Annotated in this window: 19 protein-coding genes and 1 tRNA gene; 5 read left to right on the forward strand and 15 right to left on the reverse strand. The window is 68.1% G+C overall.

All coding sequences use genetic code 11. The features are described 5' to 3' along the window. Positions 1-8: 8 nt before the first annotated feature. Positions 9-626 (reverse strand): 50S ribosomal protein L25/general stress protein Ctc, encoded by a 618-nt coding sequence (locus tag E3O60_RS16365; RefSeq protein ID WP_103429773.1) that lies wholly within the window; start codon positions 624-626, stop codon positions 9-11. 219 nt (positions 627-845) lie between these two features. On the opposite strand from E3O60_RS16365, the gene E3O60_RS16370 reads away from it, so the two are divergent. Continuing rightward, positions 846-1,559: a FadR/GntR family transcriptional regulator gene (locus tag E3O60_RS16370; RefSeq protein WP_103479458.1), complete on the forward strand. Its 714-nt coding sequence runs from the start codon at positions 846-848 to the stop codon at positions 1,557-1,559. A gap of 72 nt (positions 1,560-1,631) precedes the next feature. Further along, on the forward strand, positions 1,632-3,083 hold the full coding sequence (gene gndA, locus E3O60_RS16375) for an NADP-dependent phosphogluconate dehydrogenase (protein WP_255453176.1): 1,452 nt from the start codon (positions 1,632-1,634) through the stop codon (positions 3,081-3,083). A gap of 149 nt (positions 3,084-3,232) precedes the next feature. Here the strand turns inward: gndA and E3O60_RS16380 are convergent, their stop codons facing one another. Together E3O60_RS16380 and E3O60_RS16385 are read right to left on the reverse strand one after the other, a co-directional pair. Then, a complete protein-coding gene (locus E3O60_RS16380) occupies positions 3,233-4,189 on the reverse strand; it encodes a hypothetical protein (RefSeq protein ID WP_134498647.1) in 957 nt (318 codons plus the stop codon). Between the two features lie 176 nt (positions 4,190-4,365). Then, positions 4,366-5,640 carry an APC family permease gene (locus E3O60_RS16385; protein WP_134498649.1) on the reverse strand — a complete coding sequence of 425 codons (1,275 nt, stop codon included), beginning with the start codon at positions 5,638-5,640 and terminating at the stop codon, positions 4,366-4,368. Between the two features lie 77 nt (positions 5,641-5,717). Here E3O60_RS16385 and E3O60_RS16390 point away from each other — a divergent pair, with 77 nt between their 5' ends. Together E3O60_RS16390 and E3O60_RS16395 are read left to right on the forward strand one after the other, a co-directional pair. Beyond that, on the forward strand, positions 5,718-6,083 hold the full coding sequence (locus tag E3O60_RS16390; protein WP_134498650.1) for a hypothetical protein: 366 nt from the start codon (positions 5,718-5,720) through the stop codon (positions 6,081-6,083). Positions 6,084-6,101: 18 nt separating this feature from the next. After that, entirely contained in the window at positions 6,102-6,401 is a 300-nt protein-coding gene (locus tag E3O60_RS16395; protein WP_134498652.1) for a DUF1905 domain-containing protein, read from the forward strand. 61 nt (positions 6,402-6,462) lie between these two features. Here the strand turns inward: E3O60_RS16395 and E3O60_RS18675 are convergent, their stop codons facing one another. From E3O60_RS18675 to E3O60_RS16405, 3 genes are all read right to left on the reverse strand, one after another. Continuing rightward, positions 6,463-7,440, reverse strand: a complete 978-nt coding sequence (locus E3O60_RS18675) for a ribose-phosphate diphosphokinase (protein ID WP_134479672.1) — start codon at positions 7,438-7,440, stop codon at positions 6,463-6,465. Next, positions 7,441-8,898, reverse strand: coding sequence for a bifunctional UDP-N-acetylglucosamine diphosphorylase/glucosamine-1-phosphate N-acetyltransferase GlmU (gene glmU, locus E3O60_RS18680; protein ID WP_198415067.1), 1,458 nt, complete (start codon positions 8,896-8,898; stop codon positions 7,441-7,443). Positions 8,899-8,901: 3 nt separating this feature from the next. After that, positions 8,902-8,973, reverse strand: a tRNA-Gln gene (locus E3O60_RS16405). Between the two features lie 104 nt (positions 8,974-9,077). On the opposite strand from E3O60_RS16405, the gene E3O60_RS16410 reads away from it, so the two are divergent. Further along, positions 9,078-9,569, forward strand: coding sequence for a MarR family winged helix-turn-helix transcriptional regulator (locus E3O60_RS16410; protein ID WP_088456734.1), 492 nt, complete (start codon positions 9,078-9,080; stop codon positions 9,567-9,569). Positions 9,570-9,581: 12 nt separating this feature from the next. On the opposite strand, the gene E3O60_RS16415 is transcribed toward E3O60_RS16410, so the two are convergent. From E3O60_RS16415 to pstA, 9 genes are all read right to left on the reverse strand, one after another. Then, positions 9,582-10,550 carry a phosphate ABC transporter ATP-binding protein gene (locus E3O60_RS16415; RefSeq protein WP_241993290.1) on the reverse strand — a complete coding sequence of 323 codons (969 nt, stop codon included), beginning with the start codon at positions 10,548-10,550 and terminating at the stop codon, positions 9,582-9,584. 18 nt (positions 10,551-10,568) lie between these two features. After that, entirely contained in the window at positions 10,569-11,444 is an 876-nt protein-coding gene (locus E3O60_RS16420) for a sortase (RefSeq protein WP_103461594.1), read from the reverse strand. A gap of 140 nt (positions 11,445-11,584) precedes the next feature. Further along, the gene (locus E3O60_RS16425) at positions 11,585-12,325 is read right to left on the reverse strand and encodes a hypothetical protein (protein WP_166789006.1); all 741 of its coding nucleotides are present in this window, start codon (positions 12,323-12,325) and stop codon (positions 11,585-11,587) included. Positions 12,326-12,455: 130 nt separating this feature from the next. Further along, a complete protein-coding gene (locus E3O60_RS16430) occupies positions 12,456-13,514 on the reverse strand; it encodes a WxL protein peptidoglycan domain-containing protein (RefSeq protein WP_166789007.1) in 1,059 nt (352 codons plus the stop codon). 91 nt (positions 13,515-13,605) lie between these two features. Continuing rightward, a complete protein-coding gene (locus tag E3O60_RS16435; RefSeq protein WP_166788906.1) occupies positions 13,606-14,697 on the reverse strand; it encodes a WxL domain-containing protein in 1,092 nt (363 codons plus the stop codon). A 36-nt stretch (positions 14,698-14,733) separates the two neighbouring features. After that, positions 14,734-15,840 carry a hypothetical protein gene (locus E3O60_RS16440; RefSeq protein ID WP_088456739.1) on the reverse strand — a complete coding sequence of 369 codons (1,107 nt, stop codon included), beginning with the start codon at positions 15,838-15,840 and terminating at the stop codon, positions 14,734-14,736. 110 nt (positions 15,841-15,950) lie between these two features. Further along, entirely contained in the window at positions 15,951-18,548 is a 2,598-nt protein-coding gene (locus tag E3O60_RS16445) for a hypothetical protein (protein ID WP_134409336.1), read from the reverse strand. Then, positions 18,545-20,188 carry a phosphate ABC transporter substrate-binding protein PstS gene (pstS, locus tag E3O60_RS16450; RefSeq protein WP_241993291.1) on the reverse strand — a complete coding sequence of 548 codons (1,644 nt, stop codon included), beginning with the start codon at positions 20,186-20,188 and terminating at the stop codon, positions 18,545-18,547. The genes E3O60_RS16445 and pstS overlap by 4 nt, the downstream gene beginning before the upstream one ends. Further along, positions 20,185-21,435 (reverse strand): phosphate ABC transporter permease PstA, encoded by a 1,251-nt coding sequence (gene pstA, locus E3O60_RS16455; RefSeq protein WP_134409337.1) that lies wholly within the window; start codon positions 21,433-21,435, stop codon positions 20,185-20,187. Before pstA ends, pstS begins: the two co-directional genes overlap by 4 nt. Between the last annotated feature and the right edge of the window lie 2 nt (positions 21,436-21,437).

Raw genomic sequence — 21,437 nt, forward strand, 5'->3', positions numbered from 1 at the left:
GGGGAAGACTACTCGGCGGCAGCTTCCTCGGCGGGAGCTTCTTCGCCCTCGACGGTCTCCTCTTCCTCTTCTTCCTCGGCCGGCAGGTGCACGCCGACGACGACCATCTCGGGGTCGGAGATGAGCGACGCGCCGTCGGGCAGGGTGATCTCGCTGGCGTGGATGAGGGTGCCGTCTTCGAGGCCCTCGACGTCGACGCTCACGCTCTGCGGGATGTTGGTGGCTTCGACCTCGAGCAGCAGGGTCTTGGCGTCGAGGTCGGCGGTGGTGCCGGGGGCGGTCTCACCGATGACGTGCACGGCGACCTCAACCTGGACCTTCTCACCCTTGCGGATGACGATGAGGTCGAGGTGCTCGATGATCTGGCGAACCGGGTCCTTCTGCACGTCCTTGACCAGGGTCAGGTGGGTGGTTCCTTCGACGTCGAGCTCGAGCACGGCGTTCGCGCGACGCAGCAGCAGGCCGATCTCGTGAGCCGGCAGGGCCACGTGCACGGGCTCGGTGCCGTGGCCGTAGATGACGGCGGGGATCTTGCCCAGCACGCGCAGCTTGCGGGCCGCGCCCTTGCCGAAGCTGTTGCGTGCGTCTGCGGAAATCTTGTTGTTGCTGTTCTTGGCCTCGGCCATAATGTGTCTCCTTGCGGGCCTCGTGTGCCCGTATTGGTGTTGCGGGCACGGGGCCCGCAGTACGGATGCTGGTTCAACTCGAACGCATGTCAGCGTGAGGAAAGGCCTGAGAGGACTTTTCGCCGCGTCGATTACGGATTTCGCAGGCACCGGTTTCCCGGCTGGCGCGAATCCCTCGCCGAAGTTCAACTCAACAGTCTAGGCGATAAAGTGACGACCATGCCGCCCAGCCTGCACACCCGAGTGACCGAAGACGTCGGACGGTCCATCGTCGATGGGACGGTTCCAGCGGGAACCGTCCTGCTCTCCGACGAGATCGAGCGCCGACAGGGGGTGAGCCGGTCGGTCATCCGGGAGGCCATCCGGGTGCTGGGGTCGATGGGCCTCGTCGAGTCCGTCAAACGGGTCGGCATCAGGGTTCTGCCACCGTCCAGCTGGAACGCCTACGACCCGACCATCATCCGTTGGCGCCTGCTCGGCCCCGGCAAGGGCGAACAGCTGCGCTCGCTCACCGAATTGCGCTCCGCGGTGGAACCGATGGCTGCGGAACTGGCCGCTCGGCATGCGGCGGCCTCGGTCGCGGCCGAGCTGATGGACGTGGCCGACCTGATGCGGGCCGCGGGTGACTCGGGTGACCTGTCCTCGTTCCTGGAGCTCGACATCCGGTTTCACCGGCTGGTGCTGCGGGGCTCGGGCAATGAGATGTTCGCCAAGCTCGACGGAGCCGTCGCCGCGGTCCTGTCCGGCCGCACCGACCTGGGCCTGCAGCCGGACCGCCCGCACGAGAACACCCTGCAGTTGCACGCCGAGGTCGCCGAGGCGATTTCGGGCGCGCAACCGCAGAAGGCTCGGGAGGCGATGGAGCGGATCATGCGCCGCACCTACGCCGAGGTGCAGCCCACCTGGGCCGCCGATCCGACCTCCGCGCTATAAATATGATTACATGGGCTATGTAAGCCACTAATCTTGAACATGATCACAACTCACAGATCTAAGGGAGAACACGTGTCAGAAACCGGTTCAGCAAACATCGGCGTTGTCGGACTGGCGGTGATGGGCTCCAACCTCGCCCGGAACCTCGCCAGCCGCGAAGGCAACACCGTGGCCGTGTACAACCGTTCGCCCGAACGCACCCGGCTGCTCATGGATGAGCACCCCGAGGCCGGTTTTGTCGCCTCCGAGACCATCGAGGCATTCGTCGCCTCGCTCAAGACCCCCCGCACCGCGATCATCATGGTGCAGGCCGGTAAGGGCACCGACGCCGTCATCAGCCAGCTGACCGAGCTGTTCGAGCCCGGCGACATCATCGTCGACGGCGGCAACGCCCTGTTCACCGATACCCTCCGCCGCGAGAAGGCCGTGCGCGAGACCGGTATCAACTTCGTCGGCGCCGGCATCTCCGGTGGTGAGGAAGGCGCCCTCAAGGGTCCCAGCATCATGCCCGGCGGCTCCGCCGAGGCGTACGTCACCCTCGGCCCGATCCTCGAGTCCATCGCCGCTGTCGTCGACGGTGAGCCCTGCGTCACCCACGTCGGCACCGACGGCGCCGGCCACTTCGTCAAGATGATCCACAACGGCATCGAGTACGCCGACATGCAGCTCATCGGCGAGGCGTACGACCTCATCCGTCGCGGAACCGGCAAGACCCCGGCCGAGATCTCCGAGATCTTCACCGAGTGGAACAAGGGCGACCTCGAGAGCTACCTCATCGAGATCACCGCGGAGGTCCTCAAGCAGGTCGATGCGGAGACCGGGAAGCCGCTCGTCGACGTCATCCTCGACCAGGCCGGCAGCAAGGGCACCGGCGTGTGGACCGTGCAGACCGCCCTCGACCTCGGCATCCCCGTGTCGGGCATCGCCGAGGCCGTGTTCGCCCGCTCCGTCTCCTCCAAGCCCGCGCAGCGTGCCGCTGCCGCCGCTCTGCCCGGCCCGACCGTCAACCCCGTCGAAGATGTGGATGGCTTCATCGAGGGTGTCCGCCAGGCGCTCTACGCGTCCAAGGTCATCGCCTACTCGCAGGGCTTCGACGCCATCGTCGCCGGTGCGGAGCAGTACAACTGGGACATCAAGAAGGGCGACATCGCGAAGATCTGGCGCGGTGGCTGCATCATCCGCGCCCGCTTCCTCAACCGCATCACCGAGGCCTACACCGAGAACCCGGGACTCGTCTCGCTCGTCACCGCCCCGTTCTTCACCGATGTCGTCGCCACGGCCCAGGACTCCTGGCGCAACGTTGTCGCCGACGCCGCCCACGCCGGCATCCCCGCGCCGGTGTTCGCGTCGTCGCTGGCGTACTACGACAGCCTGCGTGCCGACCGCCTTCCCGCTGCGCTCACCCAGGGCCAGCGCGACTTCTTCGGGGCGCACACCTACAAGCGCGTCGACAAGGAGGGAACCTTCCACACCCTGTGGTCCGGCGACCGCACCGAGATCGTCACCGAGGGCTCCTCGCACTAGGGCTCCTTCGACCAGGGGGCCCTCCCCCGGAGTTCCTCGCTCCCGCACCACCCGCTCGGCAACTGTTGCCCGTGCGGACATTTGCGCCCGGCACACCGGCCGCAGAAGTCCGCACGGGCAACACGTGTTGGCGTGGGCACCGAGGCAGGTCAGCGGATGATGGGCAGTCCGGCTTTCCGCAGGATGCGCCGCAACACTGCCCGTTCGGTCAGCTCGGCCCATCCCCAGCGCACCACGGTGAAGCCCTCGGCACGCAGGTGGTCCTCACGAATCTTCTCCTCGTAGACCACCTCGCCGGGACTCCGGCCGCGCAGGTACTCCTCCTTGAGATATTTGCCCTTCCCGTCGAATTCCCCGATCACCATGAACGCCAGCCACTCGTGGTCGGTGAAGTACCAGCCGCCGCGGGGGTTGGGATGCCTGGTCTGCAGGGCCGGGTCGGGAAAGCCCAGCTCGAAGATCGAGACCCGGCTCAGCGACTCCCCAGGGTTGGCCGCGTTCGGGCGGGCAAAGTCGATGGCCCGCCGCGCCCTGACCAGCCCTCGCGCCGAGGCGACCCTGGCCAGGGACTCGGACAGCTCCTCGGCGTAAAGGAGTACCCGAGGGTCCGCGCGGTCCGGGTTGAGTGCGTGGTCGAGCGCCACGACGGCATCCGCGAAGCTCACGGTTCTGGCGAGGTCGAGCAGGGTGCGCGCCGGGCTGGTCACGAGCACTCCGTCGATCTCGACGATCTCCTCCCACGCGAACTCGGAACGGTGCACCAGCACCCCGTTCTTGCTGCGTGCGTGCGACGCCGGCCGCGCAAGCACATGTACGGCGTGCGGCCACGGACTGCCAAGCGGGATTCCCCAGAGTGCCGCCGCAGACTGATGGCTGACCACGGGATCGTATTTCCGGGTCTCCACGACGGCCCGGATCCGATCCAGGTATCTCTGCCCGGGGTCGATGCTCCGCCAGCGCTCAGCCGTCGTGAAGACGCCACGCCTGAGCCGCGTGGCCGAGCCAAGGTCGACCTCCCGCCGGGCGAGCCTCGCGTCAGTGTCGCTCACGCCGATCTTCTTCACGAGGAACAGGCCTGTTTCTGGGTCCAGCCGGTCAATGGTCATGGCTGGAGCGTCACATCCGACGCTCCAGAACCACGGAATCTACCGCCGCCTGTGCACAATCGCGCAGCCGGTACCCTGTGGAGGCCGGGCCGCCGCCCACGCGGTCGCCTACTTCTGTTGCCGAAGCGGACATTTGCGCCCGGCGCACCGGACGCACATGTCCGATCGGGCAACAGTTAGCTCGGGGCGGAGCGGGACAGGCGCAGGGCGCGTCCGACCAGGCCCAGCGCCAGCCAGCCGAACGCGGCGACGACCCCCGGCCAGGGCAGGGTCAGGGCCAGGAGCAGGCAGCCGGCCACGCCCAGGTACTGCACCCAGCGCGGCAGCCAGCGCTGCTCGCCCGGCTGCCGTAGAGCGGCCAGATGCGCGATTGCGTAGTAGACCAGCACCGCGGAGGCCGAGAAGCCCACCAGCCGGGCGGCATCCAGCAGCAGCACGCCGAGCACCGCGACCAGGCCCATGGCCATCTCCGCCGACACCGGGGTGTTCAGGGTCGGCGACACGCGGCTGAGTGCGCCCGGCAGGTCGCCTTCCCTCGCCATCGCCAGCCCGGTGCGGCTGAGTCCGGCCAGGATGCCGGCTAACGAGCCCAGGCAGGCGATGGCCGCCAGCACCCGGACGATGACGGTCCACGGCTCCGCACCGCCGACGAGGTCGGCCAGCGGCGAGACCGAGTCCGCCAGGACCGCCGGTCCGAGCACGAGCACGCAGAGCACTCCGATCACCGCGTAGACCACCAGGGTGACGCCGAGGGCGGCCACGATCGCGCGGGGCAGGGTGCGGCGGGGGTCCCGCACCTCCTCCCCCAGCGTGGCCATGCGGGCGTAGCCGGCGAACGCGAAGAAGAGCAGGCCGGCCGACTGCAGGATGCCCGCCCCGCCGCCGGCCAGCAGCGACCCGGTGTCGAACGAGGCCGTGAGCGACCCGCCGGCAAGCCCGGCAGCCACCACGACCACCAGCATGAGCAGCCCGCCGAGCACCAGGAACACCACCGCAGCGCTGAGCCTGGCGGTGCTGCGCACACCCGCCAGGTTGACGGCTCCGAGCACCAGGATCGCCATTACCGCCACCGGCCGGGCCTGCTCCGGCCACAGGTAGCCGCCCAGGATCGAGGCGATGGCCGCGGCCGAAGCGGTCTTGCCGGCCAGGAACAACCAGCCGGCGGAGAACCCCCACCACGGGCCGAGGGTCGCCCGCCCGAACACATAGACTCCCCCGGACACCGGATGGCTCATCGACAGCTGCGCCGAGCTCAGGGCATTGAGCGAGGCGACCAGCCCCGCCAGGACCAGCCCGATCAGCAGACCGGAGCCGGCGGCGGCCGCCGCGGGCACCCACACGTAGAACACCCCGGCGCCGATCATCGCGGCCAGGCCCAGCACCATCGCCCCGACGGTACCGAGGTGCCGCTGGAGGGCACCCTGGCCCTCCCGCCGATCCGTAGCGTGCATGCGGCAAGGATACGGCCGCAAGGTGAACCGCAGGCATCCGCGATCGGGCGCCCGATCTGATTTACTGGAGGGCACTCATGAGCGACTTTCACCCCGAACTCTCCGGTTACGAACCGACGGACTCCTCCCGGCCCCTCCGCGGCCGGCGGATGGTGCTGCTCATGCGCATCACCGTGATCCTCGGCCTCGTCGCCCTGCTCGTGCCCGGCGTGCTCACCACCATGAGCATCGCCTCGGCCACGGCCGCCAGGGCCTGCGCCGCGGCCGTGACGCGCTACTACCCGCTCTCTGAGGGCATCGACGCCAGGTTCGAGCTGGTCGGGGCGGGCGGCTTCGGCTGGCAGTGTTACGCAATCGACCAGAACGAACGCCAGACCTTCGTCATGCCGCTGGGCATCATCCCGGGCCCGTTCCGGCCGCCGGGCGCCGGCGTCACGACCTAGTCCGACGAAAGGCGCCCGATGGGACCCACCTTTACCTTCACGACGGCACTGTGGAACACCGAGAGCATGAACGCGTGGGTGTTCGTCTCGCTGCCCGCCGACCAGTCCGACGAGATTCGGGAGCTCACCGACGGACTGCGGGTCGGCTTCGGCTCACAGCGAGTGCGGGTGGCCATCAACGGCTCAAGGTGGGCCACCTCGATCTTCCCCGAGAGCGCCACGGGCCGGTTTGTTCTGCCGGTGAAGAAGGCCATCCGCGAGGCCGAGAGGATCGGCGTGGGCGACACAGCGACGGTCACCGTCGAACTCGTGCTCTGAAACGCGAAAAGGCCGGCCCCGAAACGGGACCGGCCAACCGCGAACGTGCTGAGTGCGAGCCTTACGCGGCGCCCTCGAACATCGATGTGACGGATCCCTCGTCGAAGACCTCGTGGATGGCGCGCGCCAGCAGGGGCGCGATCGGCAGCACGGTCAGCGTCGGGAAACGCTTGTCCTCGGGGATCGGCAGGGTATCGGTGACGACGACTTCCTGGATGGCGTCGTTCTGCAGCAGCTCGAGCGCGGGCGGGCTGAAGACGGCGTGCGTGGCGGCGACGACGACACCGATGGCGCCGGCGGCCATGAGCGCCTCCGCGGCCTGCACGATGGTGCGGCCGGTGTCGATCAGGTCGTCGACGATCAGGCAGACCCGACCCTTGACCTCTCCGACGATCTCGTGAACGGTGATCTGGTTGGGCACCAGGGGGTCGCGGCGCTTGTGGATGATGGCCAGCGGGGCGCCGAGCTTGTCGCTCCAGATGTCGGCGACGCGCACGCGGCCCATGTCCGGCGACACGATGGTAAGGGTGGACGGGTCCAGCTTGGCCCGGAAGTGCTCGAGCAGCACCGGCATGGCGAAGAGGTGGTCGACGGGGCCGTCGAAGAAGCCCTGGATCTGGGCGGCGTGCAGGTCGACCGACATGATGCGGTCGGCGCCGGCCACCTTGAACAGGTCGGCGACGAGGCGGGCGGAGATCGGCTCGCGACCGCGACCCTTCTTGTCCTGACGGGCGTACGGGTAGAACGGGGCGACCACGGTGATCCGCTTGGCCGACGCACGCTTGAGCGCATCCACCATGATCAGCTGTTCCATCAACCACTCGTTGATGGGGTTGGTGTGCGACTGGATGACGAACGCGTCGGCACCGCGCACACTCTCGTCGAACCTGGCGTAGATCTCGCCGTTGGCGAAGGTACGCGCGTCGGTGGGGATCAGCTCCGAACCAAGTTCTGCGGCGATGTCGATCGCGAGTTGTGGGTGCGCTCGCCCCGAGATGAGCACCAATTTCTTCTCGCCGCTGCTCTTGATTCCAGGCACCTAGTCTCCGCTCTGTGACGCGGCTGTCGCCGCATCTGTTCCCGGCCGGTTGGTCTCTACCCAACCGACCATATTGCGTTGCGGAGCCACGTTGATCGCGAGCGCCCCGGCCTGCACGTCCTTACGGACCACAGTTCCGGCGCCCGTGTAGGCTCCGTCACCGATTCTAATCGGCGCGACGAACACGTTGTGCGACCCGGTGCGCACATGGGACCCGATCACCGACGGGTTCTTGGTCACGCCGTCGTAGTTCGCAAAGATCGTGCCTGCGCCGATGTTGGAGTGCACCCCGACCGTGGCGTCGCCCACGTAGCTGAGGTGCGGCACCTTGCTGCCCTCGCCGATGACGGCGTTCTTGGTCTCCACGAAGGTGCCGATCTTGCCGTCGGCGCCGAGCCAGGTGCCCGGCCGCAGGTAGGCGAATGGGCCGACGGTGGCGCCGGCGCCGATCACCGCGAGAGTGCCGTCGGTGCGCTTGACCGTGGCCCCTTCGCCGATCTCGCAGTCGAGCAGGGTGGTGTCCGGGCCGACGATCGCTCCGGTGGCCACCGTGGTGGAACCGAGGATCTGGGTGCCCGGCAAGAGGGTCACGTCGTTCGCGAGCGTGGCCTTGAGGTCGATCCAGGTGGTGGCCGGGTCCTGCACGGTCACACCGGCCAGCTGCCAGCCCCGCACGATGACGGCGTTGAGCTTGGCGGCGGTGTCGCTGAGCTGGGCCCTGTCGTTGATGCCTGCAACGAGCCAGGCATCCGCCACCGGCACGGCGCGCACCTCCGACCCGGCGGCGCGCAGCAGACCGATCACGTCGGTGAGGTACTTCTCGCCCTGTACGTTGTCGGTGGTGAGTCTGGCCAGCTGGTCGCGCAGTTCGGACAGGCCGAAGATGTACACGCCGGCGTTGATCTCGTCGACGGCGCGTTCGTCGTCGTTGGCGTCCTTGTGTTCCACGATCCGGTCGAAGCCGCCGTCGTCGCTGCGGATGATGCGGCCGTAGCCGGTGACGTCGGTCGGGAACGCCGACAGCACGGTGGCGGACACCTCCGCGCGTTCCCGGTGCGCCTCGATGAAGTTCGCCAGGGTCGCGGCGTTCAGCAGCGGCACGTCACCGCTGATCACGAGCACGTCACCGTCGAAGTCGGCGGGCAGCGCGGCGACGGCCTGCTCCACGGCGCGACCGGTTCCGGGGATCTCGTCCTGATCGACGAGCAGGCTCTCCGGCAGGTCGAAGGCGACGAGCTCGGCCAGGCGCTCACGCTCGTGCCGGAGCACCGTGATCACGTGCGCGGCATCCAGGGCACGGGCCGTGGCCAGCACATGGCTGATGATCGGCAGTCCGGCGAGCGGATGCATGAGCTTGGGCAGGCTGGACTTCATGCGGGTGCCCTGGCCGGCGGCCAGCACGATGATAGCGAGGCGGGAATCGGTCACTGTGGTCCTCTCAACTGTGCTCTCACACATGAGCTCCGCCGCCAGGACTCGAACCTAGACCTAACAGCTCCAAAGGCTGTCGTGCTGCCATTACACCACGGCGGATTGCATCGGCTCGGGGCCGGGCAACGGAGTCAAGTCTGCCAGATGCGCGGACGCCCCGCGTCATCCGCGGTTTCCGGGGTCGACGAAAACCGGATAATGGACGGATGCCTGCTCATGACGAAGTCGACCGGATCGTTGATGCCTGGTTGCGGGAGCGCCCCGACCTGGATTTCGCGCCGCTTCAGGTGTTCTCCCGCGTCGCCCGGCTGAGCAAGCATCTGGACCGTGCCCGCCGCACCGCGTTCTCGCGGTCGGAGCTGGACTCCTGGGAATTCGACGTGCTGTCGGCGCTCCGCCGGGCCGGCGCCCCGTTCGAGCTGAGCCCGAAGCTGCTGCTGCAGCAGACCCTGGTGTCCAGCGGAACCATGACCAACCGTATCGACAGGCTGGTCGAACGGGGCCTGGTCACCCGCCGCACCGACCCCAACGATGGCCGCGGCATCTTTGTGGGCATGACCGCCGGCGGATTGACCCGGGTGGATGCCGCGATCACCCGTCTGGTAGACGCCGAGGCCGCCCTTCTGGCCAGCCTGCCCTCAGCAGACCAGGAGCGCCTCGCCGCCCTCCTGCGCAAGCTCAGTCTCGACTTCGACTGAGCGTCACGCCGGCTATCCGAACCGGCCGTTGACGTAGTCCGCCGTGCGGCTGTCGATCGGGTCGCCGAACATCAGGTCGGTCGGCCCGTGCTCGACGATCCCGCCGGGGGTGCCCTGGGCGGCGAGGAAGAACGCGCAGTTCTGGGAGACCCGCTGGGCCTGCTGCATGTTGTGGGTGACGATGACGATAGTGACCTCGTGGGCCAGCTCGAGCATGGTCTCCTCGATCACCCGGGTCGACGTGGGGTCCAGGGCCGAGCACGGTTCGTCCATCAGCAGGATCCGAGGCGTCACCGCGAGGGACCGGGCAATACACAGACGCTGCTGCTGCCCGCCGGACAGCCCGCCGCCGGGGGCACGCAACCGGTCCCGAACCTCGGTCCACAGCCCGGCCTTGGTCAGGCAGCTCTCGACCAGATAGTCCTTCTCGTCGTTCGAGGCACGGACGCCGGTGAGGGTGAGCCCGGCAATGACGTTGTCGTAGATCGACATGGCCGGGAACGGGTTGGGCTTCTGGAAAACCATGCCGATGTGCTTACGGGCGTCGACGAGTTTGCGTTCCGGATCGTAAATGTCCTCTCCGTCGAGCAGCACCTCGCCGGCCAGGCTCGCTGACGGCACGAGCTCGTGCATCCGGTTCAGGATGCGCAGGAATGTCGACTTTCCGCAGCCGGATGGGCCGATCAGGGAGGTGATGACGCCCGCCGGCATGGTCAGGTTCACCCTGTCGAGCACCTGCCGCTCGCCGAACCAGGCCGACACGTTGCGCCCCTCCAGGGTGGCCAACGGTCGCGGCTCCACCGCGATGGGCAGCCCGACGGTCGGGGTTCGTGTGCCCATGCGGGCCGGAAAGGCGAAGCCGCGGGACCGCCGCGCCCGACGGTCTGGCTGAGCCCGGTCGGCCGGGTGAGCGGGGCGAGGGGCCGTCGTCACGGCCGACAGCACCTGCGTCAGCTCGGCATCCTGGGTGGACTGGGTCATGAGGACTCGTTTCGTTCGCTAGAGCAGGTTGGGGAGGAGCCGAACGGCCTGGTCGGCGACGAAAAGCCCACCGACTGCCACGACCGGGATGAAAACCGTCCAGGCCTTCTGCAGGCCGACGCGGCGGAAGGACCAGATCATCGCCAGTTCAATCAGGAGGAAGAATTGGAGAGCGAAGGCCAGCGCCCACACCGTCGTGGTGTCCGTTGCCAGTTCCTTGTGCGACGCCGGCAGGGTGACATAGCTGGTCTGGCGGATGCCCGCCGGCTGTGTCTCGCTCGTCAGAACGGCATCCACCCTGGCCACGCCGCCCGGCACGAAGGCCGCCCCGCGCGCGGTCTCCAGGATCAGACGGCTCTCCCCCGCGGCCAGCGGGGTCGGTGCTGGATCTCCGGCGTAGCGCACCCCGATCACTTCGAAGGTCTGCTCGCCCTGGCCGGTCAGCACGGTGAACACCTGGCCCGGCGCCAGTTCCTGGATGCGCGCGAACGGCCCGCCGTACGCGGCGGCCCGGCCCATGACCACGCTGATGCCGGCCTGGCCGGGCAGCACAGTGTCGCGGCGGTGCCCGGGACCCAGGCGGGTGGTCCCGGAATCGGAGCCCTCGACAATAACCTCGTGCACACCGAGCGAGGGGATGTCGATGATCGCGAGCGGGGCGCCGTCGGCCAGGAGCACCTTGTCGACGGTTCCCTCGCTCACCGGCGCCGTTCCCTGGGCCAGTTCCACCCGCAGCGTGTCGGTGAGCTGCTGCTGGGAGACGAGGTGCTGCAGGTTTCCCAGCACCGTGAGGTTGGCGAGGAAGCCGAAGATCAACGCCGCGACAATCGCCAGGATGGTGCGCAGCAGCAGGTCAGCCGGGGTGAGGACCAGCACGGTCGGCGGTGCCGGCATGCGGCGCGGGGGTTTCGGCGGCTGGCGCGGGCGCCATCCCTTGGGCGGCTGCGATCCGACGGGCGTTGGAGCGTCAGGCTGTTCGTAGGACGGCTCAGGAGCCCGGCCCGGCTTCCAGCCGCGCGGCGGCCTGGTCAGGGTCACGATGCGGTTTCCGCGACGCTGACGGGAAAGAGCCTCTTGGTGAGGAACGCATAGCGAGCGGCGACGGACAGGCCGACGACCAGACTGGCGACCAGCAGTACGAAGTATGGCGGAACCAGAAGCAGTGCGTCCCGGGTGACCGGTGTCATCGCGGTGCCGTCGACACTGTCCGGCGGTGTCAGGGTCACGTGGCTGTTGAAGACGCTCCACTGGCTCACATCGGTGAAGGTCGTGGTGACGGTGCGGGTTTCACCACCGGCCAGGTCGGTGAGCGAGGCGTCATTCGCGGCACGGATTTGTAGGCCGACGGCGTTGTCCACCCAGAACCGGAGGGACGAGCTGATCGGATTGTCGGTGAGGTTTTTCACCGTGAACGTGAGCACGATGTCCCCGCCGTCGGGACCCGCGGTCGGGTGTGCGGTCGCGGTGAGCCCGCTCACGGCAAGGACGCCGGCCACGACGACGGGGTCCGTTCCCAGCGCCTCCGTGGCCGCGGAGCCCACCGGGGTCACCTGCGTAGTCGGGGAGGTGACGGGCGAGGCGGGCCTGGTGCTCGCCCGAGTCGTGGCTGCCGGGCTGGGTGCTGAGGTGGAGCCGAGGACGCTGACCGTGAGGCTCACCCCATCCGGGTCTTCGTTCGCCTGGGCGCTGACGGAGAGTCCCATCAGGCCGATCACGGGCACCAGCGCGCAGAGCGCCACGATCAGGAGGTGACGCACGGTGTGGGAGATGAGCACAGTCAAGTTAGTCTGGTCCGGTTTTCTCTGAGCTGTTGGGCGAGCAAACTACAAGCAAACGCGCGGGGAAGAAATGGCGGCGCACGCTCGAATGATCTGCCTCGGAATGGATGAGATCTGGAAATAGCGGCTAGGCCGTGGCTTCCTCGCGGGCTTTTCGGCGGGCCTCGGCCTCTGTGTAGGCGATCCAGGCCGTGGCGCGAGCCGAATCCCTGGAACGACTCAGTCGCACGACGAGCAGGACGAACCCGGCAAGGACCAGCACGATCACGAAGGCCCACGGCACAACGAACAGATCGCTGCTGCGCTGGGCGGAGGGCAGGAGCCCTGGCGGCATGGCATCTTCGTCGACAGTGGCTGCGAGGGAGACCTGCGGGTTGAGGTAGATCCATGGGCCCACTCCCGGCACGACGATGGTGACGGTGCGGGAGCTGCCGGGGAGCATCTCGGGGATCGGCGTCCGGGTCAGGTCCGACAGCGGGATGCCGAAGATGCCGCGCACCTGGGCGACGGTGTTGGCGCCCAGCGAGACGTTTCCGGTGTTCTGCAGGCTGATGGTGAGTGATGTTTCGCCGGCGAACGGATTCAGCTCACCGCGGTAGGACGAGGAGATGCTGCTGATGGTGAGACCGGGCTGGAGTTCCCCCTTCACCCTGGCGTAGAGCCGGATGGCGACCCGGCGGTCCACCGTCACCTGGCCGGCCGGGGAGAGGGCAGAGACGATGATGCCGCCGGCGTGGTCGCCGGGCTGGGCGTCGGCGGGCACGGTGACCGTGAACGGGATGATCTGCGAGCCGCCGGGTTCCAGCGTGACCTCGACCTTGTTCGCGCCGTTGTCGAAGCTGACCCAGTGCCCGACATCGACGGTCTCCACCCCGCCGTCGAGCAGGGAAAAGCTGCCGTCTTCAGCGTTGAAGGCGTCGGTGGCGTAGACGGTGACGGCCTGCGCGGTGGTGCCGGTGTTCTGCACCAGGTATTCGTCTGCCACCTGCTGGCCGGGGTCGACCTGATAGCTGTAGCGCGAACGGGTCTGGTCGACGCTGCCGTTGGCCGCCGGGGATCCGGCGATACCGTCTGAGTCATCCGCCCAGGCGCCGGCGGCACCGAGGCCCACGGTCAGTCCCAGGGTGACGAGCAAACCCGACGAGACGAGGGCGAGGCGGCGGGAGCGGGTGCGGCGGTTAGTCACGGTCGGCGATCTCTTTTCTGGCGGAAGGTACGGGGTGAGGAGGGGAGGGACGGCGTCAGACACCGCCCCTCCCCCGTCATTCAGGTGCTGATTACTTCGAGACGACCGTCAGGGTCATGGTCGACGTGTAGGTACCCGCCGCCTTCGCCTGGGGAGCGACAAAGGTCAGTCCGGCGTTCAACACGCTGGCGCCGACGGTGCTGCCTGCCGCCGCCGCGGCGAAAGCCGCCGGGTAGGAGGCGGAACCGGCGACCTGCGCGGCGGCGGCGGTGACACCAGTCGCCGTGGTGCCCGTCGCGGTGACCGACGGTGCAACGCCGAGCTGGGTCTTGCCGATGATGCTGGTTGTGTCCGCGGAGTTCACGAAGTCAGCGACATTGGCGGTCAGGTCCCAGCCGTTGAGGGTCAGAACACGACCGTCGTTCACCGTGACGGCACCGAGGGTACCGGTGGTGGTCGACTTGTTGTCCACCAGGGACGGGGTGCCGAAGGTCGCCGCGGCGCCCGCCGGAACCGTCAGCGCCAGCACGCCGTTGGTGGCACCGACGACAGTCGGTGCCAGGGCGATCGTGCCGGAGGTGCCCTCAGGGGCAGGGTCGGTCGGGTCGGTCGGGTCGGTCGGGTCGGTCGGCGTGGCGTCTGCGACCGCCGCAGCGCGCCAGACACCGGTGCCGGCGTCGACCGTGATGGTGCGGTAGAACGCGCCCACGACGGTGACGTCGTTGTTGATGGTGCAGGCCACGCCGAGGCTGTAAGTTCCGCCGGCAGCCTTGGCCGCGGCCTGGCCGGGAAGACCGTTGATCAATCCCTCAGGCATGAGCGGAGCCAGCAGCACCGACAGGTCGAGGGAGGGGTCGAATCCACCCGGGGAGAAGGCCGTCCAGTTGAGCACGGTGCGCTCCTGGCCGACCGGGGAGAGGAACTGCTGGGCGCCTTCAGAGCCGACCGGGCAGAACAGGGGTTCGCTGGGGTCTGTGGCGGAGTTGGAGGACACGGCGGATTCGTCCCACGCGAACGGCGAGCCGGCGGGGATCAGTTCGCCGGTTGCGCCGTCGTAGAGGTACATGGGTCCGTCGGAGCCGTTGGTCTGCGGGGCGGCCTGGGCCGCCGTCGCTGCACCGGCTACGAGGGCCAGGGACATCAGGCCGGCTGCTGCGATGCTGGCTTTTCTGCTGATCTTCATTGTCATATTCCTTTTGTGAATGTGCGCGGGTGCGGGCTAGGCAGTTTTGAGAACGCGGAAGGCGGTGGTGTTGGACGGGGCGAGCATGCCGAACTTCTTCTTGACCGCGCCCGGCTGGTTGGCCAGAACCGAGGCGGTGTTGGTGAGGCTGGTGACCTTGGTCGGGTCGACCAGGCCGGCAAGCTTGGCGTCGTACTTCGCGTTGGTCGGGTCGACCCGCGCGAATTCGACAACCAGGTAGGTGTCGCGGCCCCAGGTGCCGTTGCTGTAGTAGGAAGCGTTGGGAACCATGGCGGTTCCGGTGCCGGTGACCGGCGCGACGCCGGAGACGAGGGAGCCCAGGGTGCCGCTGCCGCGCTTGTCGTAGCTGGCGCCGGTGTTCATGGCGATCCAGCGCGAGACGGCCATCGGCATGACGGACTCGGCCGTCAGGGTGGTCGCGTCGTGCTCCTGGCCCTCAACGACACAGCCACCCTCCGCGACCGTCAGCATGCTGGCCTCGGTGACGCCGATCTTGCTGATGAAGTCCTTGCGGGTTCCCGATCCGGCCTGCGGAATGATCGGGGTGACGGTGACGCCGCCGATCTTGAATCCGGCCGAGCACTCATAGAGGCTCTTCATCTGGGTGGCGGTGATCGAGCCGATGCCGCTGGCCGAGCCCTGGTAGGCGTAGGCGATGGCGTCGCGGGCGAACGGCACATACAGCAGCTCACCGTTCGCGTTACTCGTGCCGGCGCTGGACGAGCGGGCGATGTCGACCTGGCCGGTGATGGTCACGTTGGCCGGTCCGCCGGCGGTGCCAGAGGTGTATGCGGCGCCGTCGATGGAGCGGCTGAGCGCCTTGACGCCGTCGCCGGAGCCGTTGGGCCGGCCGAGACGAACGCCGGAAGACTTGGTGGTGATGTAGGGCGTTCCGGTGGCGTCGAACGAGCCGAGCGTCGAACCGGATGCGGTGGTACGCACGGTGGATCCGGTGATTCGAGTGCCGTTGGCCAGTGCGCCGACAACGTCTTCGAGGGTGTCGGATCCGACGATGGAATAGCTATTGGAGACGGGCTCGGCGTATGCCGGTGCAGCGAGGGCAATTCCAGACAGGGTGACGCCGACAGTCGCGCAGAGCGCAATAGCCTTCTTCGAAATCACGGTGATGCCTTTCGGATGTGATGCAAGGAACGGAGTCCGGGCGGATCCGTTTGTCCCGACGTGCGCGCCCTGGGCGTGTGCCCGGGGTCGAACCGCCAAGCTGTGGCGCATCAGAGCCGCTTTCGTCTGAGGCGCGAAATCATGGGGACAGCCCCTGCGGCTACCAGGCCGGAGAGAAGTCCGGCCGGAACCGCCATGGCCACGGGGCCGACGACGGGGTCGTCGGGAGTCTTCGACCCCAGCAGCGGCCCGGCCACGGTTCCGGTGGCCGTGGGGTCGGTGGCCGCCGCGACAGTCGCCGCAGCGGCGGCAACGGCTCCCGTCACACTGGCTGCTGCGGGCACCGCCGCCGGCTTGGTGACCGGCACCGTCACAGCAGCGGCAGGGGCAGGGGCGGGGGTCGGCTTGGTATTGGGGCTGATGCCCTTCTCGATGGCCGTGGCTGCGACGAGCGCCTGGTCGATCCAGGGCTGAGGCATGGGCGCATACCCGGCGGGCAACTGGCCGAGTGCGGTGCCCGGCTTCTGGCCGTCCGTGGCCGCGTACCGAATCAGATTCGCGAACTTCGCCCGCAGGGTGGCGTCCGTCTGCAACGGATTCAGCGCGGCGTAGATCGGCATGGTCAGCGGGTACGCGGTGGTGGCGCCCTCTGCGGCGGCGGTGGCCGGGTCGAATTCCAGGACCTTCGCCTGCTGGCTGGTCGGAGTCATGGCCGCGGCGGCGGCGAGGAGCGCTTCGCTGGTCGGGGCCACGAAGGAACCGGCCGGATTGCGCAGCGAGGCAGTGACGTTCTGGTACCGGGCAGCGGAGGCAGCGGTGCTCAGGCCGATCACACCCTGCTCGCCGACCAGGCTGCGAGCCGTTTTCAGGTACTTCGGTGGTGTGCTGGTTTGGTCCCAGCCACCGAGCTGCTGACCGTCACCGCGCAGGGTGAGGTAGGCGCCGTTCTCGAAGTCGGAGGTGTAGGGCCGCCAGGTCACGAGGTTCACCGGGCCGACCCCATTCGAGCCGGTCGTAGCCGGCTTCTCCACCGGGTCGGCCTTGGGGAAATTGTCCCTGGGCAGAGTGAAGCCCGCGCCGGTCGGGTTGATGCCGGCGTTGGTCGAATACCACGGGTTGACGATCATGCCCCACTCGTCCGGGGTGCCGTCCAGGAAGGCCACGGCGTCGGCATCCGCCATCACGTACCGCCACAGTTGGGTGGCGAGGTCCGACCGGCCGGACGGCGCCATCGAATCGGACAACGAGGCGCTGTTGAGGTCCTGGGCAGCCCACTCGGCGTCGTTGATCTCGAGGAACTCGGGGTCGCTGGTGATGTTGCGGGCGTTGTCGCCCTGGTGCGCGTAGTCGATGTAGTTGATGTGGGTGAGGTCGGCGCCCGGCGGCAACGCAGAGATGTAGGACGCCGTGAGCAGCTTGGCGATCAGGCGAGGGGTCAGGTTGAGGGAAGTGAAGGCCTGGGTTTCCCGGTCCTTGTACTCCTGGCTGATGCCCTCGACCGGTTTGACCCGGCGGTCGATGGCGAAGGACACGGTGACCCCCGAGATTCCGACCGGGGCGTATTGCAGCGGATCGGCCACGGTCGTGCTGGCCGGGAAAGAAGTCAGCGCGAGCGGGCTCGGCGCGGTGCCGCTCGCCTTGGCGAGCACGTCTGCCTCGTTGCCCGTGCTCAGCACGAACGCGGATCCGGTCGCGCCGGAACAGAGGTTCGGTTGCCAGGACGAGATGGCACCGGCCACGAGCGCGCTGCCGCCGAGCTGGGCCTCCGCACTGCCGATCTCGCAACGGACCCCGACGGGCTTGAAGTCCAGCTTGACCGCGACGTGGTGCTGCCAGGCATCCCAGAACAGACCGGGCCGGACGATCTCGTTGGTGCCTGAATCTCCCACGGGGCGGGGAATGACGACCAGCCAGCAGGATTTGCCGCTGGTCACGCCGTCCGCCACCTCCGGCTCACCGCAGCCGAGACCGGGAGACTGCATGGTGGTCTGCACCTCGAACTTGGCCGAGCCGGTACCGGTGTCGTCTGAACCGGCCCATTTGACCTCGTTGGAGGTGTACTCGGTGAAGTACTCGTTCTTGTTCACATCGACGGTGGTGTCGTGCACCAGCACGCCGTCCTTCTCGATCACCGAGGCCACGATGGCGCCGTTGCGGGGCTGGAAGGGGATCGACGTGTATGGCGGCACGGCGAACCCGGAGCCGGCCGAGGTGTATTGCTCGTCCTCCGGCGCGATGTTCGGCGCCACATCCGGCTTGTCCGGGTCAGGGGCGACGTTGGCGTTGACGTTGGCGTCGCGGCCCGCATTGGGGAAGGCGCCGTATTGGCAGGTGGTGCGGTCGGGGTGCCCGGGGTGGTCCTTGTCTTCGCCCCAGCACTGCGCGATCTGCAGGAAGTTCTCTCCGCCGACGTTGCCCTGTGGCCGCACCGACTTCTTGCCGCCGGTCCAGCTCACCAGGATGCCCTCGGACACGAGGTCGGTGGTTTTGGAGACGGTCACGGCGAGATCGGGAAAAGGTGCCCCGTCCGGGTCGAGCTCGTAGTCAGCGGAGGTCACGGTGACGGCACTTGAGTTGTCGGCCACGGCGGGGACGGGGGCCAGTGAGGTGAGCGCGGCAACGCCGACGCCGACCAGAAGGCCCACGACGATGCCGCCGGCACCGGCTCGGGTCCAGAGCGAGGTTTTCACGGTTGCGTGGCGGCTCATTTGAGGCCGCCCTTGCCACCGCGCGGCGCCAGGCGTCGCCAGAAGACCGGCGGCAGCACTGCCGCCGCCACCAGGAGGGTCGCGGCCAGGAGCATCAAGGATTGCTGTGTCCCCCAGCCTTCGTCGGCCAGTGCGAAGGGCGTGGCCACGGCAGCACCGGCCAGGGTCGACCCGGCTGCCCCGCCGGAGATCAGGGCGCCGTTTGCGTCGTACACCGCCGCGGCACCCGTCGAGGCGGCGGCAGCGCCGCCGGTCGCGGCGGCCGCCGCCGCGGCGGTCTCCGTGGTTCCACCGGTGGCGCTTCCGCCGGTTCCCGAGCCGGAGACCGGGGTCTCCGCCGGGGCGCCGGCGGTCCCGGTGGTGCACTGGTTGGGACCCACCTTGTCGCAGTCCTGCGGTTGCGCGGCGGTGAGGGCGAGCTGGTTGCTGGAGGGTGAATCCCCGGGTTTGAAGGTGGGGTTGTTGCACTTATTGATGTCCACACCCGACGTGTCCGCCCCCGGGATGCGCTTGATCTGGTCGAACCCGGCCAGCACCAGGTTCATGGGAAGCGGCGAGTAGCCCAAATCGGCGGCCTGCTGCTGGCCCTCGCAGAGCATGTAATTCGCGAACGCGCCCAGGGTGAAGCCCTTGCTGGCCGAGAAGACGCCGCCGACCTCCGTGGGAACGATCATGTACGAGTAACTCGACAGTGGGTAGGTTCGTGCGTCGGCGCTGTTGTACACTCCGTCCAAGATCTGAGTGAGGTAGTTCGGACCGGGGGTCTGGTCGATTTGGGCTGTCGTCAGGGCAACGGCCACCGAAGAGGCAGTGGGCTCGACGTAGTAGCCGGCCTGGTTGAGCACCTTGGCCACGGGAAAGCCGGACTCGAGGGCGTACGAGTACTCGACGTAGGTGATGGCGCCTTCGCCGTAGTCCTGGCTGACGTAGCCGGCCACCCCTGAGGACAGGCTCTGGGCCTTGGCGTTGCCGAAGGTGGGGTACTGGGAGGTCAGCCCGCAGGGTGTTGGACGGTTGACCGAGGTGCAGAATGCGTTCCACAGGTCGGGGTGCTGCTTGGACATCCAGAGGGTGAACTGGGCGGTAGAGCCGGAGCCGTCGGAGCGGACAACCGGCACGATGCCCTTGTCTGGCATGGCCAGGCCGGGGTTGTCAGCCTGGATGGCCGGGTCGTTCCAGTTGGTGATAACGCCGGTGAAGATCTTGGTGACGACCTCGCCGCTCAGCCGCAGGTTGGATACTCGCACCCCGTTGATCTTGAGGTTGTACATGAAGGAGGTGCCTCCAGCCACGATGGGCATGTACGCGTATCCCCTGGTAGGTACTTCTGGTGCCGTACCGTTTTCCGGGGCGAGCTGGAAGGGGACCTCGCTCACAGCGAAGTGGACGACGCCGGCGATGAAGTCGCTGCGACCGGTCGAAGAACCGCCGCCGTTGTAGTTCACGGTCATCCCGTAGTTCGACGCCACGTTGGTGCGCCACTGGTCGAGGGCGTTCTGCGACCAGGTCGAGCCGCTGCCCGAGATCGGGTCGTAGCTGACAGCCTGCGCCGGCAGGGCGCCGGTCAGGCTCACGATCACGACGGCGCTGAGTGCGAACAGGGCGTGGATTACACGAATCCACCGGGTTTTCGGCGTCACGAGGACGACTCCTTCTTCTTTGGGGCAGGCGGGAGCGGGGCAGGCTGGTGCGGATGGCGGAGGTCGCCCCGGATCGTGATGCGCTGCAGGTCACGCAACGAGGCCGCCACCACCCGCTGCTGTTGGCGGCGCGACAGGTCGCCCGGGCCGCGCCCACCGATCAGCCTGGCGATGGCGAACAGGGCGAGCACCAGCAGGATCAGAACCGCCGCCGCCCCGAAGCCGCGGGCGATCATGTTGGGCTCAGGTGACTTGACGAAGTCGAACACCTGAAGCGGCAGCGAGATCATCGGGCCCTCGAACGGGTTGAGGTTGACGACCGCGGTCACGCCGCTGGTGAGCAGGACCGGGCTGGTCTCACCGATTCCCCGTGCGGTGCCCAGGATCACGGCCGTGGCCAGCCCGGGCCGGGCCGTGGGCAGCACAACGTGCCAGATGGTGCGCCACCGGGTTGACCCCAGGGCATATGCGGCCTCGCGCAGGTTGCCGGCCACCAGGCGCAGCACGATGTCGGAGGCCCGGATGACGATGGGCAGCATCATCACCGTGATCGCCATCGCTGCGGCAAAACCCGACCGCTGGTGGGTGATCAGTACGATGATCGCCGAGTAGACGAAGAGGCCGGCCACGATCGAGGGCAGCGCGGTCATGGCATCCGAAATCGTGCGCACGAACCGGGCGAACCGGCCGCCGACCTCGTTGAGGAAGAGCGCGGTGAGGATGCCCAGCGGAACCGTGATGATCAGCGCCATGCCGATCTGCATCAGGGTGCCGACGATGGCGTGCAGGATGCCACCGACGTCGAGTCCGTCGAGGGGCCCGGCCATCTCCATGCTCTCGGTGAAGAAGTTGAGGTGGGGCAGCGCCTCCTGCCCGCGCACCAGGGTGAAGGCCACGACAAAGACCAGGGCGCCGAAGAGCACAACACCGGCGCTGGAGAGCAACACGGCCATCACCCGGTCCTTCACCTCCTGGAAGTCAGCCGTGAAGCTCACCAGCAGGGCGTAGAAGCCGATGAAGGAGAGGAAGGCGACAATCGTCCATCCAATGCCCCCGGACAGCGGCGTGACCCAACCGAAGATCAGGGTGGCAAGGGCCATGGCCGCGGCGGCGGCGCCCAACACGTTGAAGCGGTCGCCCACCCGCGCTGAGCGCACCCGGCGGCGTTGGCCGATCGCGATTCCGTCGGGTGACGGGATGTGGGTGCTGCGCGCAGCCGGCGTCAGGGTGGTCTCTGTCAGTGTCATGG

It is taken from the genome of Cryobacterium sp. TMB1-7, assembly GCF_004402435.1.
Classification (GTDB): Bacteria; Actinomycetota; Actinomycetes; order Actinomycetales; family Microbacteriaceae; genus Cryobacterium; species Cryobacterium zongtaii.